The 18851-nt window shown below is 56.0% G+C and carries 12 protein-coding genes and 1 pseudogene; all 13 read left to right on the forward strand.

Annotation, left to right across the window (positions count from 1 at the left end; all coding sequences use genetic code 11):
• Positions 1-96: 96 nt before the first annotated feature.
• Positions 97-1539: a TldD/PmbA family protein gene (locus tag IEX86_RS13040; RefSeq protein ID WP_188866561.1), complete on the forward strand. Its 1443-nt coding sequence runs from the start codon at positions 97-99 to the stop codon at positions 1537-1539.
• Positions 1539-2891, forward strand: coding sequence for a TldD/PmbA family protein (locus IEX86_RS13045; RefSeq protein ID WP_188866562.1), 1353 nt, complete (start codon positions 1539-1541; stop codon positions 2889-2891). The genes IEX86_RS13040 and IEX86_RS13045 overlap by 1 nt, the downstream gene beginning before the upstream one ends.
• 99 nt (positions 2892-2990) lie before the next feature.
• Positions 2991-4817, forward strand: a complete 1827-nt coding sequence (locus IEX86_RS13050) for an ABC transporter ATP-binding protein (RefSeq protein ID WP_188866563.1) — start codon at positions 2991-2993, stop codon at positions 4815-4817.
• 730 nt (positions 4818-5547) lie between these two features.
• A pseudogene (locus IEX86_RS13055) lies at positions 5548-6252 on the forward strand (energy transducer TonB); the annotation flags it as partial.
• 41 nt (positions 6253-6293) lie between these two features.
• Positions 6294-6998: a MotA/TolQ/ExbB proton channel family protein gene (locus tag IEX86_RS13060; protein WP_074822094.1), complete on the forward strand. Its 705-nt coding sequence runs from the start codon at positions 6294-6296 to the stop codon at positions 6996-6998.
• Positions 6998-7399, forward strand: a complete 402-nt coding sequence (locus tag IEX86_RS13065; protein WP_010795766.1) for an ExbD/TolR family protein — start codon at positions 6998-7000, stop codon at positions 7397-7399. The genes IEX86_RS13060 and IEX86_RS13065 overlap by 1 nt, the downstream gene beginning before the upstream one ends.
• Before the next feature lie 161 nt (positions 7400-7560).
• The gene (locus IEX86_RS13070) at positions 7561-10287 is read left to right on the forward strand and encodes a TonB-dependent receptor (protein WP_188866565.1); all 2727 of its coding nucleotides are present in this window, start codon (positions 7561-7563) and stop codon (positions 10285-10287) included.
• 173 nt (positions 10288-10460) lie between these two features.
• A complete protein-coding gene (locus tag IEX86_RS13075) occupies positions 10461-11300 on the forward strand; it encodes a TonB-dependent receptor plug domain-containing protein (protein WP_188866566.1) in 840 nt (279 codons plus the stop codon).
• A 54-nt stretch (positions 11301-11354) separates the two neighbouring features.
• A complete protein-coding gene (locus IEX86_RS13080) occupies positions 11355-13151 on the forward strand; it encodes a TonB-dependent receptor domain-containing protein (protein WP_188866567.1) in 1797 nt (598 codons plus the stop codon).
• A gap of 144 nt (positions 13152-13295) precedes the next feature.
• Positions 13296-15131 carry an extracellular solute-binding protein gene (locus IEX86_RS13085; RefSeq protein WP_188866747.1) on the forward strand — a complete coding sequence of 612 codons (1836 nt, stop codon included), beginning with the start codon at positions 13296-13298 and terminating at the stop codon, positions 15129-15131.
• Positions 15131-16204 (forward strand): microcin C ABC transporter permease YejB, encoded by a 1074-nt coding sequence (locus IEX86_RS13090; RefSeq protein ID WP_188866568.1) that lies wholly within the window; start codon positions 15131-15133, stop codon positions 16202-16204. Before IEX86_RS13085 ends, IEX86_RS13090 begins: the two co-directional genes overlap by 1 nt.
• The gene (locus tag IEX86_RS13095; RefSeq protein ID WP_188866569.1) at positions 16204-17229 is read left to right on the forward strand and encodes an ABC transporter permease; all 1026 of its coding nucleotides are present in this window, start codon (positions 16204-16206) and stop codon (positions 17227-17229) included. Before IEX86_RS13090 ends, IEX86_RS13095 begins: the two co-directional genes overlap by 1 nt.
• The gene (locus IEX86_RS13100) at positions 17229-18845 is read left to right on the forward strand and encodes an ABC transporter ATP-binding protein (protein ID WP_188866570.1); all 1617 of its coding nucleotides are present in this window, start codon (positions 17229-17231) and stop codon (positions 18843-18845) included. Before IEX86_RS13095 ends, IEX86_RS13100 begins: the two co-directional genes overlap by 1 nt.
• Positions 18846-18851: the final 6 nt, after the last annotated feature.

The following is an 18851-nucleotide window of genomic DNA, read 5'->3' on the forward strand; positions in this document are numbered from 1 at the left end:
TTCTGTTTTGGCGGACTTGAATACGTCCAGATGAGTGCACGGTAGCGGCCCAAAAGGTCTCACCAGAGCACTTCGGATATGAGGAAGACCCTCGTTATGTTCGATGTGACTACGTCTCTGCAACAACGCTTTACCCTGCTTCGCAGCAATGCTGACAACTGGTCCCTGCGTTATGTCAGCGAAACCACTCACGCACTGAGCGTCACCCGTAATGTTATTGATCCGCCCTTCTTCCAGAAGGACGAAGGCGCGATGATCTATGTCCGCCTGAAAGGAATTGAAACCTATGTCGCTACCTCAGACCTCACCGTAGCGGGCCTCCAGAGAGCCCTTGAGCGAGCCGAGCAGTATGCCGAGGCACTGGCCCGATATAGCCTGATCGACTTTACCGACATGCCGGTAGCCACGGCCAAAGCGGATTACGTCTCGCCCAATCTCGACAAGGCTTTTCCCGATACGCGCGAGTGGCTAGACATCCTGGCGGCAGAGTCAGCGGCCGTACCCAGAAATGAGCGCTTCGTTGACTGGTCCGCCGAACTCAATATCGTTGAGACTGAGCAGATTTATCTGAATAACCATGGCGCCTGCTTGCGGCAGTCTCAGCGGTTTCTCTTTCCAGACATGCGCGTGACGGCTTATGACGGCAAAGACACCCAGACACGTACGCTTGGCTTTGGCCGCCTGGGCCAGCAAGGTGGCCGGGAGACGATAGACCGAATCGGGCTGGTTGGATGTGCTCCGCGTCTGGCTGATGAGGCACTGCAACTGCTGCTTGCGCCGAATACGCCAAACGAGACGCTTGATCTGCTGTTGATGCCGGACCAGATGATCCTGCAGATTCACGAATCCATCGGCCACCCGCTGGAGCTGGATCGCATCCTGGGTGACGAGCGTAATTACGCAGGGACAAGCTTTGTCAAACCCGACATGTTTGGTACCTACCCGTATGGCTCCGAACTGCTCAATGTAAGTTTCGATCCGGACATTCCCGAAGAGATTGCCAGCTACAGCCATGACGATGACGGCTGCCCTGCACGCAAGGAGCTATTGATCGAAAGAGGCATTCTCAAACGCCCTTTAGGTGGTGCGCTTTCACAGCGACGCAGCGGCATGGCGGGCGTAGCGAACAGCAGAGCCTGTAGTTGGAACCGCCCGCCGATTGATCGGATGGCCAACCTGAACGTCGAAAATGGCAATAAATCCCTCGCCCAACTAATTGCCGGGATCGAGCGCGGTGTGCTCATGGCCAGCAATCGCTCCTGGTCTATTGATGACGCGCGCAACAAATTCCAGTTTGGTTGCGAGTGGGGCCAGATGATCGAGCAGGGACAGCTTACGCACGTAGTGAAGAACCCGAACTATCGCGGTGTCTCTGCCCAATTCTGGCGCAGCCTGTCGGCAGTGGGCGATGCTTCGACACGCGAAGTCATGGGTACCGCTCATTGCGGCAAAGGTGAGCCCAACCAGGCCATTCGGGTCGGCCATGCAAGTCCCGCCTGTGTATTCAGTCACGTCGATGTATTCGGAGGAGAAGCCTGATGACCACCACTCCATGTGCTTCCACCGAAAAGCCAGTCGATGTCTTTACAGCACTGGTGGACTGGTTACGTACGGCTGTATCCACCGAAGAACATTTCACACTTTGGTACAGCGCCGAAGCCTCCGACTTCATACGCTTCAACCAAGCCAAGGTCCGGCAAGCCGGTCACGTGCAACAGGCCGAGGCTACACTCAAGCTGATCCAGGGCGAGCGGCATGCCAACTTTAAAGTGGCGCTGTCGGGTGATCCCGTCGCCGACCGTAGCAGCTTGCAGGATGCCCTGACGTCATTGCGCAAGATTGTGGCTACCCTTCCAGCAGACCCTTACCTATTGATGGATACCAGTCCCTGGCGCAGTGAGAACATCCAGCCGGGCGACCTTGCCTCAGCAGGAGAGATTTCTGAGCAGGTTACTACCTTGGCCAAAGGTCAGGACCTCGTAGGATTCTATGCCGGAGGCCCCGTCTATCGCGGCTTCGCCAGTTCATGGGGCAGTTTTGGCTGGCATGAAGCCAGTAGCTGCACCTTTGACTGGAGCCTTTTTGAACCGCAGGGCAACGCCGTCAAGTCCATGTATGCCAGCACCTACTGGGATAGCAGCAAGGTAGCCATGCAAATGGACAGCGCTCAGCGGCAGCTGGCACATTTCGGTAAGCCAACCCGCCAGCTTTCGCCCGGCGAGTACCGCGCATATCTTGCTCCGGCGGCCTTGAATGAGGTAGTAGGCCTTTTGAACTGGGGTAGCTTTTCTGCCCGGCAACTGGCCACCAAGCGCAGCGCACTGCAAAAATTACACAGCGGCCAGATGTCGCTCAGCCCGCTGGTAAGCTGGAGAGAGCAAGCCTCCGGATCGCTCTCTCCGGCCTTTACACCGGCAGGATTCCAGCGCCAAGACAAGCAGCTTGTCGAGGCCGGCAAGATGGTTGGTCAACTGGTCAGCCCGCGCAGTGCCCGTGAGTATGGTCTGACCCAGAACGGTGCCAGCAATGGCGAAAACTCGCAATCGCTGGTCATGGAGGCTGGCACGCTCGCGACGGAAGACATTCTTAAAACACTGGGTACCGGGCTGTACATCGGCAATCTCTGGTACCTGAATTATTCAGATATGACCGTGGCTCGCCTTACGGGTATGACGCGCTTTGCCTGTTTCTGGGTAGAAAACGGAGAGATCGTCGCGCCAGTCAGTACGATGCGCTTTGATGACAGCATCTTCAACTTCCTGGGGTCCAGCCTGGAAGCCGTTACCCAGAATCGAGACCTGTGTGTCAGCGACAGCACTTACGGTCAGCGACACACCGACTCAACCTTGCTGCCCGGCGTACTTACCAGCCGCTTTACGCTGACGCTTTAGTTATCCCCACCTTGCCTGGCAGCCTCGTCAAGCACGAGGTGGCCGGGCCGTTTTTCGCTGTGATTGTTACTGACCTTCCGACGTAGCCAGGAATATCCGATGTCTGACGATCCCGCAGAACCTTTGACGGCCCCGCCTGGCACACCGAGGGCCTTTATCTGGCATTACAACCGGCTATATCCCGGCTGGAATATCGCTATCGTCCTGTTGCAACTGTTTGCAGCGGCCTGTACCACACTGATTCCCTACGCTATTGGCCAAATCACTGGTGCTGTCAGTCAGGGGCTCTGGAGCAGTATCGACCTGTTCGAGGCTTGTCTGCCCTACATTTTGATGCTTGCCGGACTGGCACTAGGGGAAATGCTGTTCTCCCGATCCATGAGCATCTGCATGATCATTGTGCGTCCGATGCAAAAACGTCGGGTGGCAGGCGATCTCTTCGCCTATCTGCAACAGCACTCTCATCGCTACTTTAGTGAGCGGTTTGCCGGCAGTCTGTCACAGCGCATCAGCGAAGCGAGCGTCGGGCTGCTCGAAATCAACTATATGGCTGTAGTGGAACTGATGCCGATAGCAGTAACGCTCATCGGCTCGCTCGTGTTATTGGCCACAGCCTCCCTGTGGTTAAGCCTGAGCCTTTTTGCCTGGATGCTGCTCTATGTCACGGCGTCTTATCAGATGGCCAAGCGTGCGCAGGTGTTTGCCCATACCCATGCGGAAGCGCGCAGCACTACGTCCGGTAAGATAGTCGATGCAGTAACCAATCTGAACAGCGTTCGACTTTTTGCCCGGAATCAATATGAGCGGCAGTACCTGGACCGCTACCTGTCCCAAGAAAAACAAGCGGCGCGGCGGTCGTTTTTCTTCATGGAGCGGGTTCGCTGGTTTCAAGATGCAATGGCTCTGATCCTCCGGCTGGGCCTGATCATACTTGCGTTGTATCTCTGGCATTTGAACCGTATCGATGTCGCTCAATTCGTTATGGTGGCCAGTCTTGGATTATTGATTGTCGCCAACGCCAAATACCTGAGTTATCAGTTCCTGCACTTTTTTGAATCAAGCGGCAATATTCAAAACAGCGTCGACACCTTAATCAAACCTCATGAATATCCAGAGCGAGAAACTGCACAGGATGTAAAAATTGAGCATGGGGATATAGAACTTGAGAATGTTACGTTTGGTTATTCAGCCAGCCGCCCGATACTTCACAACTTTCCCCTTAAGATACCGGCAGGGCAACGTGTCGGTATTGTTGGATACTCCGGGTCAGGAAAGTCCACATTACTGAACTTGCTACTTCGCTTATATGAACCACAACAGGGTAACATCCGAATTGACGGTATTGAAATACGGAATATGACCTATGAGTCGCTTTATCGACAAGTAGGCCTTATTCCTCAGGAGCCTGGTTTATTTCATCGCACGCTGAGTGAAAACATTGGATATGGAAAAGAAAAAGCCAAACAGGATGATATTGAAATAGCGGCACGACGTGCTCACGCTCATGACTTCATCAAGCAAATGGAGCAAGGTTATGAAGCCCTCGTTGGCGAGCGTGGCGTTAAGTTATCCGGAGGCCAAAGGCAGCGTATTGCCATTGCGCGGGTATTAATTAAAAACGCCCCGATTCTCATTATGGATGAGGCGACATCCAGTCTTGATTCCGAGACGGAGCGTCTCATTCAAAATAGTTTGGATGAAATTATGGGAGACAAGACGGTGTTGGTCGTTGCACACCGGCTTTCCACTATCGCTCATCTGGATCGGATATTGGTGATGGACAAAGGGCGGCTCATAGAGGACGGAAGTCACCAACAGCTGCTGGCCAAGAAAGGCGCTTACGCCAAGCTTTGGGCTCATCAGGCCGACGGCAGCTTTGGTGTTGAAATTACCGCTGACGAAAACGAAATCGCTTCGGCAAAATAACACTCCCGGTCAGATAGCTTTTATCAACTTCAACGGGCCATAGACGCTACCTTGTCTATGGCCCGCCTTTATAACCTGATTAATATTCACTAAAGAGTTACTGGTCGATACGAGTAATTTATCGCCTAACCTACAAATTAAAATGACCAGCCAGTCATATATTGAATACATAGTATTTAGAGCAAGAACCCTAACGAATTAAACAAGACACTTACATAACCTTTAAACCACTTTAATTTACCTGCTCTAAAAAGAGACGATCGCACACAAACAGTGCAACAGCACTACACGTGCACGCGCTTAAAGGCTTATTAAAAATTGTATGCACCTATACACCCTCCTATTTTCCGACTATTCAGCAGTCGTTCAGAAATTTTATAAACATTAGTTACATTGGCACATGCCTTGCTCAGTAAAAGATGTTGATGATTCTCACCAACCTGCTGGGAATTTAAATGAAAACAACGCCGTACTTATCGGATTACCTCCATGTGCTGAACGCACTTTTGGTAAATAAGGGCCAGAAGCTCTATTTGACTGATGCAGCCAAAACTACAACGTAAGCAACGTCCTAACTAATTACGACGCGCTGTTACTTGGAGCGGGCCTTTATTGGCTCGATGGCTTCGTGTTGTCGATTTAATGCAGAGGACGTTTGATGGGTAATGCTGTTACTAAAGTTGAAGCCGGAGGGCTTCATACTAATAAGGTGAATCAAACTCAGGTATTAGGTATACCGTTCAAACCGAACCGCTCTTCGTTACGTACTGTATCGCGCCGAGACTTATCACTGCTGGCAGGTTTATCCCTTCTGCTACATGGCGGCATCTGGTGGTATGTCAATAACGCGCCGGCTGAACAGCTGGAAACACCGCCTAAGATTCCCGAGATGGTCGTGGAGTTTTCCAGCCCTACGCCGCCTGCGCCGGAGCCGCCTCCTCCTCCGCCACCGCCACCTCCACCGCCGCCGGAACCCGAGCCGCCCAAGCCCGAGAAGCCAAAGCCCAAGCCGGTTGAAAAACCCAAGCCCAAGCCTAAGCCCGTGCAAAAGCCTACACCGCCTGCGCCACCCGCGCCGCCGCAGCCAACCCCTGCGGCACCGGCTCCCAAAGCGCCGCCTGCACCGCCCGCCCCACCGGCGCCGGTCAAGGAAACCGCTGCGGTGTCAGGCCTCGCCAGTCTGGGCAATCCGCCGCCGGAATACCCCTCACTGGCACTACGCCGGGGTTGGGAAGGCAGCGTCACCCTGCGTATCCGCGTACTGCCTAATGGGCGTGCCGGCAGCGTGGACGTGACCAAGTCCAGCGGCAAGAAGCAACTGGATGATGCGGCGGTAGAAACAGTACGTGGTTGGAAATTCATACCGGCCAAGCGCGGCGACACGCCTATCGAAGGCTTCGCCACACAGACCATTGATTTCAAGCTGCCTCAATAACGGCCGCTTGTACCGACAAGACGATTCATGAGGGTAACGATATGAACAGCTCACTGACTTCTTTGATTGTTCCCGGCGTACTTTGGGCGCTGATCCTGTTCTCTGTAGTGACCTGGGCGATCCTGCTCATCAAGGGTATCCAGTTCACCAAACAGAAAGGCGAAAACAAGCGCTTCCAGAAAGCCTTCTGGGCAGCGCCGGATCTGCTCACCGCCGCCGAGCACTCCTCGCAATACCCTGGCGCGCTGGCTCGTATCGCCAACAGCGGGTTTGCCGCACTGGTCACCACCGAGTCCCCCAAGAACACCCAGCAGCTGGCCCAGACCATCAACCGCTCGGATCGCCTGGAGCGCAACCTACGCCAGCAGATCCAGAAGGAGCGGCGTGCGTTGGAAAGTGGCCTGGCGATTCTGGCCAGTATCGGCAGTACCTCGCCCTTCATCGGCTTGTTCGGCACCGTGTGGGGCATTATGGAAGCCCTGCAAAGCATCGGCGCTTCCGGCTCCGCCAGCCTTGAGACCGTGGCCGGTCCTATCGGTCACGCACTGATCGCCACCGGCGTCGGTATTGCCGTCGCCGTTCCTGCGGTGCTGGTCTACAACTTCTTCCTGCGTCGCCTGAAGCTGGCTGCCGCGCTGATGGAAGACTTCGCCCATGACTTCGACAGTCTGGCCCAGCGCAGCGCCTTTGTAGTGACCCGCCAACCGATTTCCCATACCGCCGCTGACATGAGGGAGGCAAGCTAATGTCCTTTTCAACTCAAGACAGCGACGAAGTACTGAGCGAAATGAACGTCACGCCCCTGGTGGATGTGATGCTGGTACTGCTCGTGGTGTTTATCGTCACCGCCCCGCTCATGACCAATGCCATCAAGGTCAACCTGCCCAAGACCGATGCCGTCGCTCCGGCCGAGCAGAAGGATCCGGTGATCGTCAGTGTGGACAAGGACGGCAAGTTCTATCTGGACAAATCCGAGCTGCAACCTGAACTCCTGGAGACAAGCCTCAAGGATGTGAAAGCCAAGGACCCGGAAGTGCGCGTCCGGCTGCAAGCCGATGAAGGCGTGAATTATGGACAAGTCGCCAAGGCCATGGCGTCCATTGAACGTTCGGGAATCACCCGCATTGCGGTCATGACCTCCCGCTAGATCCCCCGCTGTACAGCCGTCCCGCTTGCGCTTGCGTAAGAGGGTTGGGGAACGGCTGCTTCAAAAAAAGAGAAACCGCCCGGGAAGGCACAACCCACCGGCGCGCAGGCGGCCCATAAAGCCACATAAAACAACGCCTCACCTTTGGGGATGAAAGAGTGATGATGAGAGATATAGCCAGAACGTTTGCTCCCAAACCTCTCGCTGCGGCCGTACATCGGTATCGTTTCCTACCGTTGTGCCTGGCCCTTGGCGTAGCACCTTTGGTTCATGCACAGCAGGCGACGGAGGAGGAAGCGCCACCGTCTACAGCCGCCGCTGTAGCCGCTTCGCCCGAGGCAGCGGTATCAACAACACAGTTACAACGCATTGAGGTTACAGGCTCCGCTATCCGCCGGGTTGACGCAGAAACCGCCGTGCCCGTAACCATCCTGCGAGCTGAGCAATTGCAAAAGGAAGGCGTCCGGACTACCGAAGAGCTGGTAAGCCGTATCGTGGCGAGTCAGTCCAATTACAACGCCAGTAGAGCCGTGGGTGAAAGTACAGGTGGTGCCTCATTTGCTGACATGCGCGGCATTGGTGCCAACAAGACGCTGGTTCTGCTAAATGGCCGCCGCCTGGCAAACAATGCTATCGATGGCAGCGCAGTCGACCTCAACACTATTCCCTTCGCTGCGCTTGATCGTGTTGAGATCCTGCGGGACGGTGCTTCTGCGTTGTACGGCACAGATGCCATTGGAGGCGTCATTAACTTCATCACCAAGACCAGTGTTACAGACGGGCAAGTCAGCATGGGGTATGACTACCCGACCCATTCCGGCGGTGGTGAAAGCCGAAACTTCAATGGCAGCTGGGGCTTCGGGGATCTGGAGAATGATCGCTTCAATGTCTTCGGTGTACTCAACTATGACAAGCAGCACCACCTTTCAGCGATTGACCGCTCATTTACCAAAGACTATCAACCCGAACGCGGCCTGAACGGTACTTCGGGCCGGGCCTTTCCGGCCACTTACAACCAAAATGGGTTTAGCGAAAACCCGGCTGCAGCGTCAGGCTGTAGCGGCCCTAACCTGATCAATGCCAACGGGAACTGTCGCTATAGCACGCGTAGCTATATCGATGCGCTGCCTGAAACAGAAAAGACCTCTATCTTTTCCAAGGCTACAGGCAAGCTTGGTGACGATCATAACGTCAGCCTCGATTATTTCTGGGCTCGCAATAACAACACAACAATCATCGGCCCAAGCCTGGTTACAGGTCTTGAGATCAATCCAGGCACATCGTTTTACCCAGGGAATGGCATAACCCCAGCCCCTACCTCTTTTGCAATCGACCCGACCCAACCGGTTGGAGTGGACTTTCGGCAGGAGGCGACAGGGGCTCGTGTTCAGTATGACCAGAACACCAGCCAGCGCCTTCAGCTTACGTTTGATGGCAATGTCGCAGGATGGGATTACAACGTAGGAGCTTCCTACAACGAGAACAAGGTCGTTAGCAGTTTGCACAGCGGCTATACGGATGATGAGCTGATTACCGAAGGGATTGCCAATGGCACGCTAAACCCCTTCGGCGAACAGACCCAGGCAGGTCTAAACCTGTTGAATTCAAGCAATCTGAGCGGTGATTACCAGACTGCTGTAGGTCGAGTTAAAGCAGTAGATGGACGAGTGAGCCGTGAGATTGGTGATTGGTTTGGCGCAGGCCCCTCCGCGCTAGCCATTGGTGGTGAGTTCCGTAAAGAAGAGTTCTCTACCTCCATTGAGGAGTGGGCAGGCAACCTCAGTAGCCTTGGCGTAGACCCTGCTGGTTCTGTTTCTGCCGACAGACACGTCAGTGCTGAATATGCTGAGCTTAACGTGCCTGTACTTGACTCGCTGGAGCTCACTGCCGCGGTACGTCACGATAAGTACAGCGATGTAGGCGGCACAACTAACCCCAAGTACTCCTTCCGCTTCCAACCCATAAAGGAATTAGTGGTTCGCGGGGCGTACAGCGAGGGCTTCCGAGCGCCTTCACTGTATGAGCTGTATAACCCGAACTTTATCACCTGGACCGCTGGCGATTACAACGACCCGGCACTTTGCTCGGGTGGTAACGCTGCTGCAGGCGGCTTGGCCAGCCGAGACTGCTCACAGCAATTCCGCAATCGAAGCGGCGGTAATCAGGACCTGGCACCTGAAACCGCCCGTAACGTCACACTCGGCTTCGTCTACCAACCCGTGCGTAACCTGTCCGTCGGGCTGGATTTCTGGTGGATCGATATTTCCGGCCAGATCGAGGAATTTCCGGAGGCCTCCGTCTTTGACAACCCTGAAACTTACTCTGATCGTATTGTGCGAGCAGCTGATGGTTCAATCGACTATATCGTCACGGGTCTAGCCAACCTGGGCAAAGTCAAAACCAATGGTGTTGACGTAACCCTGGACTATCGCTTCCCGACTTCGCCGTACGGCCAGTTTGGCCTGACGCTGCAAGGCACGGTAGTCAATCGCTACGACTATCAGGAACAGAAGGGAGGCGCCTACATCGATAACGTAGGTAATTACGCCTCTGGGGGCGATGGTCGCGTCGTAGCTCGCTGGAAACATGCGCTGACCGCCAGTTGGGCCAAAGGCCCCTATAGCGCATCACTCACTAACCGGTTCCAGTCCCGCTATCGCGACTACGACACCGAGGGCCATGAGCGTGTGGCGTCCTATTCCGTATGGGACTTGAGCGCAAGCTATACCTGGAACAAAACGCTGGATCTGGACGTAGGCGTCAAAAACCTCTTTGACCGTGATCCGCCGTTCTCAAACCAGGCCGATACCTTCCAGAGCGGCTACGACCCCCGATATACCGACCCGCTGGGCCGCACACTGTTTACACGGGCGACCTATCACTTCTAACCCTTTTGCCTGTCTCCGGCTGCCCTGACTGGAGACAGACACATGCCACTGCTGGATCGAATAACAGCGCTCTGTAGCAGCCCTCTCGGCTCGCACAGACGCATTGATCAGATTGAGTGTTCGTCGGGGTCCTAACGCCTCGCCGACATCAGCTACCTTAAAAGGAATTGGTCATGTTGAAGTCCGCTCCACGTCTTGCTGTAAAGCCGCTTGCCTCTGCCTTTAACCGTCATCGTCCTCTGCCAGCGCTTCTCTTTGCCCTGAGCGTCCTTGCCTCCACTGTCTATGCGCAGACACCTGAAGCCACCGATGAAAGCAGCGCCACGGAAACACGCTCGGAAACACGCCTCAACAACGTGACGGTCACTGGCTCGAATATCCGTGGCTCGGACAGTGCCAAGGCAGACCCGGTGCAGGTCATCAGTGCCGAAGAGATCCGCGAATCCGGCAGGGCGACCGTAGCCGACTTCCTCAAGGACCTCGCTGCCAATGGCGGACAGAGCTACAACGAGAGTTTCAGCAACAGCTTTGCGCCTGGTGCAGCCGGTATTGCGCTGCGCAACCTGAGCCAGAAATACACATTAGTTCTGGTAAACGGCCAGCGTCTGCCCAATTACGCCTTTGCACAAAACCTGTCAGACGTTTTCGCCGACATCAATACCATTCCAATGTCAGCGGTGGATCGCATTGAAGTCCTCAAGGATGGTGCATCTTCTGTTTATGGGTCCGATGCCGTTGCTGGCGTGGTCAACATCATTCTCAAGCAGAAGGATGAAGGCATTACGGTTGGTGCCGATCGCGGCTGGAGCGACGACGGCGGTGGTGATCAGAAAAGCGGCTATATCGCGGGCGGTATCGGCAATCTGGATAAGGACCGCTTCAATATCTCGTTTGGTCTGGATGCCTATCAGCGTGACATGGTCATGGCCAGCGACCGGGATTATCTGGCCAGCGGCAACTACACCAAGCCCGGCTTTGCCGGATACACCGGCTGGGGAACAACCAACGTCTGACGGCCTTCGGGACAAGAGCCGTACTCCACGACATGCCCGGCAGGCTCGCAGCTGATGCCCTACGCCAGTTTTGGACTGCCCTACTCCAGCAACGTCTGTGGCTATAACATCCAGCCCTGGATGACCGTTATTCCCAAGACCGAGCGTTACAACAGCTACGCTCGCGGCACGTTCCGCTTCAACGATAATCTCGAAGGATACGGTGAAGTGCTCTACAGCCAGACCCACACCTGGCAGAGCTTTGCACCAGCTGCCTTCTCAAGCAGCAGCTATCACTACAACGCGGCAGGCGAGGTCGAGCGCGTTCCCAATATTCTTCCCGCAGGCAACCCCTACAACCCGTTCGGAGTCGACACACCATTCAGTACCTCCTTCCTGCAACCCGGCGGCCGTACGTCCAAGATCGACGAGGATTCCTACCGCGCCATGACCGGTCTCAGAGGAACGATTGCCGATACAGCGTGGGACTGGAACGCCAACCTCTCGTATGCAGGCAACCGTGTCGAGAACAACAGCAAGACGCTGGGCTACTCGGCCTTGCAGGATGCGCTCAACAACGGAACGTACAATTTCAATAATCCTGAACTTACGCCCGATACGGCGCGTGGGCTGCTGATTAACAGCACCCGTATCGGTCATACCAGAACCAAGGCTGCCAACTTCACCTTTGCCAACTCCGATCTGTATGAACTGCCAAGCGGTCCTATCGGGCTGGCCTTGGGCGGGGAAATTCGTTCAGAGTCGATGAATACACCGGCCGCTGATGAGATCCTGTCGGGCGAGGTCATGAACTCGGGGCTGAATTCATTTTCGGGTAATCGCGTCGTCAAGGCGCTTTTCGCCGAGTCCACCATCCCGGTACTCGACAGCCTGGAGCTGAATGCCTCGGGCCGTGCGGACTGGTACAGCGATTTTGGCAAGGCCTTCTCACCCAAGTTTGGCTTTCGCTGGCAGCCAGAGGATCGCGTCACGTTCCGGGGTTCCTGGAGCCGTGGTTTCCGTGCGCCGACCATACCGGAAAACGCCGATAGCGCCTCTGTTTCCTATATCACCGCAACGGACCCCTACGACCCGCTTCGCCCAGGCCAGAACTTCAATATCAACCGCTTCCAGGAGTCGAATCCAGAGCTCAAGCCTGAGCGCACCAAGAACATCAGCCTGGGCGTTGTAGTTGCACCCACACCGCTCACCACTATCGGGCTCGATTACTACCACATCGATATCGAGAACTATATTGACGCCGTCTCGGCGAACTATGTGATCGAGAATCAGGACAGCTACCCCGGCCAGGTCATTCGTGATGAGGACGGTCACCTGACCCGGGTAATCACCCGGTACGAGAACCTGGGCCACCTGAAAACTTCCGGCTATGAGCTGACCCTTGCGCAGCGTCTGCCTACCGATGGCTTTGGCGACTTCATCCTGACCAGCGACTGGACCTATCTGAAGGAGTATCGCTACCCGGAATATCCAGATGCACCGCTGATCAATGTGGCAGGTGGTAACTACGAAGCCGCTATGCCGCGCTGGAAAGCCAATACCGGGCTGACCTGGAACTACAGTGACTGGAGCACACGCTTGAGCTGGTTGTACACGGGCAGCTATCACCAATCCTATCTGGACTCCCTGGCCACCGAGGGCAAGGACAAGGTCAGCAGCTACAGCCAGTTCGATGCATCGGTCAGCTACAGGGGTTTCAAGAACCTCACATTACGGGCCTCTCTGGAAAACATTGCCAACAAGAAGCCGCCGTATGACCCTGCTCTGGGCAGTAACTACTACTACGACATTTCCCAGTACGACCCCATGGGGCGTTACCTACGTGTAGGCTTCGATTACAAGTTCATGTAAGGGAGCAAACCCGGCAGCGCTGGCTGCCGGGTTCTGGTGTTGCTGACAGCAGGCCTTAATAGATGGCCGAACGAGCTTCAATGTGTGTTCATAAGGAGTGAAGCGGTGTTTTCAACAGGGTCGATTCACACGTACAGCCGCTTGATGGTACTGCTTGTTTCCTGCCTCGTTTCATCGGCGTTATTGGCCACCCCACACAGCTACATGACGGTCTATGGCGATCCGCCAAAGTACCCCGAAGACTTCCAGCATTTTGATTATGTAAACCCCGACGCGCCCAAGGGAGGGTCGCTCAGGCGCTCGGCCAAATCGATCGACCGTTTCAACTTCCTGCTGCCTTATCTCGACAAGGGTACTGGTGTCGGCCAGATCGATGCATGGGTCTACGAGCCACTGGCCTATCGCTCGCTGGACGAGCCCTATACGGTATATGGTCTGATTGCCGAAAAGATGGAGCGCGACCCAGACAACCGTTGGGTACGCTTTTTTCTCAACCCCAAGGCACGCTTTCATGACGGCACGCCCGTTTTAGCCGAGGATGTTCGCTTCACCTTCGAGACCTTGATGACCAAGGCCAGCCTGAGCTTTCGGCAGCTGTACGGTGACGTAAAAGACGTCACCATTGAAAGCGACCGGCAGATCCTGTTTACCTTCAAGACGAACGAAAACCGCAGTTTGGCGCTGGATCTGGCGTCCATGCACATTCTACCAGCGCACTGGTGGAAAGACCGCGACTTTGCCACCGGCAATGGTTTCGAACCGCCGTTGGGGAGCGGGCCTTATAAGGTCTCTCATGTCGATCCGGGACGCACTGTCACCTTCGAGCGCGTCAAGGACTGGTGGGCAAAGGAACTGCCGGTGACTCGGGGGCTGTACAATTTCGACACGCTCACCGTCGACTTCTTTGCCGACACCGATGTCGCCCGTGAGCTGCTGCTGGCCGGCGCCTATGACTACAACCGCGAGTATTCCGCCACAGGCTATACCATCCGTTACGACAGCCCCGCCCTGCGCGATGGGCGCTTGCAGAAAGACATCCTGGCGACGGGAAAACCCGTCCGCGCTCAGGGCTTTGTCTTCAACCTGGACAAGCCCTACTTTCAGGATCGCCGGGTCCGCCAGGCCATTGCCATGCTCTGGGATTTCGAGTGGACCAACAAACAGCTCATGCGCAGCTTTTACAAGCGCCAGCAGAGCTACTTTCCTAAAACTGAAATCGCTGCCACACAGCTACCGGATGCACAGGAGCTGAAAATCCTCGAGCCCTTTAGAGGCCAGATACCGGATGAAGTCTTTACCGAGGTGTTCCAGCCGCCCAAGACCGACGGTACGGGCTTTATCCGTGACAAGCAGCTCGCAGCCCTGCACCTGCTTGAGGAAGCCGGTTGGCATCCCAAGGGTGACCAGCTCGTCAACGCCAATGGCGATCCCCTGATATTTACCTTTCTCAGCGGGCAATCCGGTTTTGATCGAATGGTGCTGCCCTTCAAGCGGACACTGGCTCAGATAGGTATCGGGTTGAACATCCGTAACGTGGATACGGCGCAGTACATTAACCGCACCAACAGCCGTGACTACGACATGATCGTGACCGGCTTTCCCCGGGGAGGCGACCCCAGCGCATCACCAGGGCGGGAACTCTTTGATTATTACGGCTCCGACAGTGCCAACCGGGTGGGTAGCTCCAACGCCATCAACCTGAAGAATCCAGTAGTCGACCGGCTTATCGAAGGCGTGGCAAATGCCAGGAGTCGCGATGAGATGGTGCATTACGCCCGTGCGCTCGACCGGGTCCTGCAATGGGGTTACTACATGATTCCGCACTATTACTCGGGCGGCGAGCCAAGTGTTTTCCGTAACCGTTTTGGCCGGCCTCGTATCGCGCCCGATTATGAAGAGGGCCTCGACACCTGGTGGGAAGTCAGCCCAACCCCGCTCACCAACGAGCAGATGGCCGAGCGGCTACAGGAGAAACTCTAATGGCAGCCTACATTCTCAGGCGTTTGCTGTTTATTGTGCCCACGCTTCTGGTCATCCTGATCGTCAACTTTGCCATTATCCAGGCAGCCCCTGGCGGGCCGGTGGATCAGGCTATTGCTCGCCTGCAAGGAATGGGTAGCCAGGGCGGTATCGCAGGAGGCAGCCATGACGGAGCGGCCGGAGCCTCGTCAGGCTCGCGGGGTAGCCGAGGCCTGGACCCTGAGCTGATCAAGGAAATCGAACGGCAGTACGGCTTCGACAAGCCGCCGCTTGAGCGCCTTTGGCTGATGATCAGCAACTACGCGCACCTGGATTTTGGCACCAGTTTTTTCCGCGGCGCCAAGGTGACGGACTTGATCCTGGAAAAGCTGCCGGTATCCCTTTCACTCGGCTTTTGGGCCACGTTGATCACTTACCTGATCTCGATTCCCCTTGGGATACGCAAGGCGATCCGTCATGGCAGCGCATTCGATGTCTGGACCAGCACCGCTATCATCGTAGGCTATGCCCTACCAGCCTTTCTGTTCGCCATGTTTCTGATCGTGGTCTTTGCTGGTGGCAGCTACTTCAGCCTGTTCCCCGCCGTAGGGCTCACCTCAGAAAACTTCGACCAACTCAGTCTCATGGGCAAAGTAATGGATTACTTCTGGCATCTGGTGCTGCCTGTTTCGGCCCTGGTCATTGGCGGGTTCGCCACGTTGACCATCCTGACCAAAAACAGCTTTCTGAATGAAATCAGCCGTCAGTATGTGGTCACGGCACGGGCCAAGGGAATGACCGAGCGCGGCGTGCTTTACAAGCATGTCTTTCGCAATGCCATGCTGCTGGTGATTGCCGGGATTCCCCAGGCGCTGATCGAGGTGTTCTTTGCTGGCTCCCTGCTGATCGAGGTGATCTTTTCCCTCGACGGCCTGGGCCGCATGAGTTACGAGGCGGCACTCTACCGCGACTATCCGCTGGTGTTCGGCTCGCTGTTCATCTTCACGCTGTTTGGCCTGCTGATCAAACTGGCCGGGGACATCTCCTATACCCTGGTCGATCCCCGCATCGATTTTTCGGCGAGGAACGCCTGATGCTAACACTGTCGCCCTTGAGTCAACGCCGCTTTGCCCGCTTCAGGGCCAACCGCCGCGGCTGGTGGTCATTCCGGATCTTTTGCGGATTGTTGGTGATCTGCCTGTGTGGCGAGCTGATCGCCAACGATAAACCCCTGGTAGTGGGCTACCAGGGCTCGCTGTATTTCCCGATATTCAAGCGCTATACCGAAACCGAGTTTGGCGGCCAGCTGCCCTTCCAGCCGGACTACCGCAGCGAATACGTACAGAAACTGATAGAGGACCAGGGCGGCTGGATGGTCTTCCCGCCTATACCCTTTAGCGACAACACGGTGAACTATGATCTTTCTGTTCCCTCTCCCAGCCCGCCCAGCCAGGCGAATTGGCTAGGCACAGATGAACAGGCGCGCGATGTCCTGGCACGTGTGATCTTTGGGGCACGTATTTCCATCCTTTTTGCCTTGGCACTTACAGCCATCAGCGCGGTGATTGGAGTTACCGCTGGCGCTCTGCAAGGGTATTACGGCGGCTGGGTCGATCTGCTAGGGCAGCGCTTTATCGAAATCTGGTCAGGCCTGCCGGTTCTATATCTGCTGATCATCCTGTCCGGCTTTGTGGAGCCCAACTTCTGGTGGTTGTTAGGCATCATGGCGATCTTTTCCTGGCTGGCGCTGGTAGACGTGGTTCGGGCCGAGTTCCTGCGCGGGCGCAGTCTGGAGTACGTCAAAGCGGCACGGGCGCTAGGGCTGTCTGATCGCAAGGTCATGTGGCGGCATATCCTCCCCAACGCGATGACCTCCACGCTCACCTATGTGCCCTTCATCATTACCGGGGCCATCACCACACTGACCGCCTTGGACTTTCTCGGCTTTGGCCTACCCGTGGGCACGGCGTCACTAGGCGAACTGGCTAATCAGGGCAAGCAGAACCTGCAAACACCCTGGCTGGCCATGACGGCCTTTTTTGCTCTTGCCCTGATCCTGAGCCTGCTGGTTTTTATAGGCGAAGCCTTCCGTGATGCATTCGACCCGAGGGCCGTGTGATGACCCAGAATCTGATTGAAATCCGTGACCTGAAAGTGGCTTTTTCCGGCCAGGAAGTCGTACACGGTATCGACCTGGATATTCGCCGTGGCGAATGCCTGGCGCTGGTGGGCGAATCCGGCTCGGGCAAATCCGTTACGGCCCACTCGATCCTGCGCCTGCTGCCCGCGTCCATCACCGCCACCTCCGGCAGCATCTGCTACAACGGTGAAAACCTCGTGATCGCAGACGAAAAACGTCTGCGTACCCTGCGCGGCAACCGTATCGCCATGATCTTTCAGGAACCCATGACGTCCCTCAATCCGCTACATACCGTGGAGCGGCAGATCAGCGAAGTGCTGGCGCTCCACAAGGGCTTGGGCGGCAAGCAGGCGCGTGCACGGGTGATCGAATTATTGGAGCTGGTCGGCATACGCGAGCCGATCAAACGGCTCAAGGCCTATCCGCATCAGCTCTCGGGCGGCCAGCGCCAACGGGTGATGATCGCCATGGCGCTGGCCAACGAGCCGGAACTGCTGATTGCCGATGAACCCACCACGGCCCTGGACGTGACAGTACAGCAGAAAATTCTGGAGCTTCTCAAAGACCTCCAGGCACGTCTTGGTATGTCGCTGCTGCTTATCAGCCATGACCTGAACCTGGTCCGGCGAATTGCCCAGCGCGTCTGTGTGATGCGTAACGGCGTGGTGGTTGAGCAGAACAGCTGTCAGACCCTCTTTTTCGCACCGCAGCATACCTACACCCGTACGCTGATCAATGCCGAACCCGATGGCGAGCCGGTCCTTGCCAGCAGCGATGCCTCACTGGTACAGGCGCAGGATGTGCGCGTCTGGTTCCCACTGCCCAAGCCACTCTTCAGCCGCCAGCGCCACTATGTCAAAGCCGTGGACGGCGTGAGCTTTGAACTGAAAAAAGGCCGTACCCTCGGTATCGTGGGTGAATCCGGCTCGGGCAAATCCACCCTGGGCCAAGCGATCCTGCGGCTGGTCCAGTCCGAGGGCGGCATCCGCTTTCAGGGGCAGTCGATCGAAACCTTCAACGCCAAGCAGATGCGCCCGCTGCGCCGCCACATGCAGGTAGTGTTTCAGGACCCGTTCGGCAGCCTGAGCCCGAGAATGTCGGTCGAGCAGATCATCCGTGAGGGCTTGGACATTCACGCGATTGGCACACCCAAAGAGCGAGAGGCAGCGATCATTCAAGTTCTGGAAGAAGTAGGTCTCGATCCTGAAACACGGCACCGCTATCCTCATGAGTTCTCGGGCGGCCAGCGCCAGCGCATCTCCATTGCCAGGGCGCTTGTGCTGCAACCTGAGCTGATGTTGCTCGACGAGCCTACGTCTGCCCTGGATCGTACCGTTCAAAAGCAGGTTGTTGATCTGCTGCGCAACCTTCAGGCGATTCATGGGCTAACGTATCTGTTCATCAGTCATGATCTGGCTGTGGTTCGGGCATTGGCCCATGATCTCATTGTCATCAAGGATGGCAAGGTCGTGGAACACGGCGAGGCTCGCCAGATCTTTCAGGCGCCACAACACCCGTATACTCAGGAATTACTGGCGGCTTCGGTCGCACCATTGGAACGCTCAGGCGCGATCGTTGACCGACAACGGGCCTGAATCAAG

It is taken from the genome of Pseudomonas asuensis (genome assembly GCF_014646755.1).
GTDB lineage: Bacteria > Pseudomonadota > Gammaproteobacteria > Pseudomonadales > Pseudomonadaceae > Chryseomonas > Chryseomonas asuensis.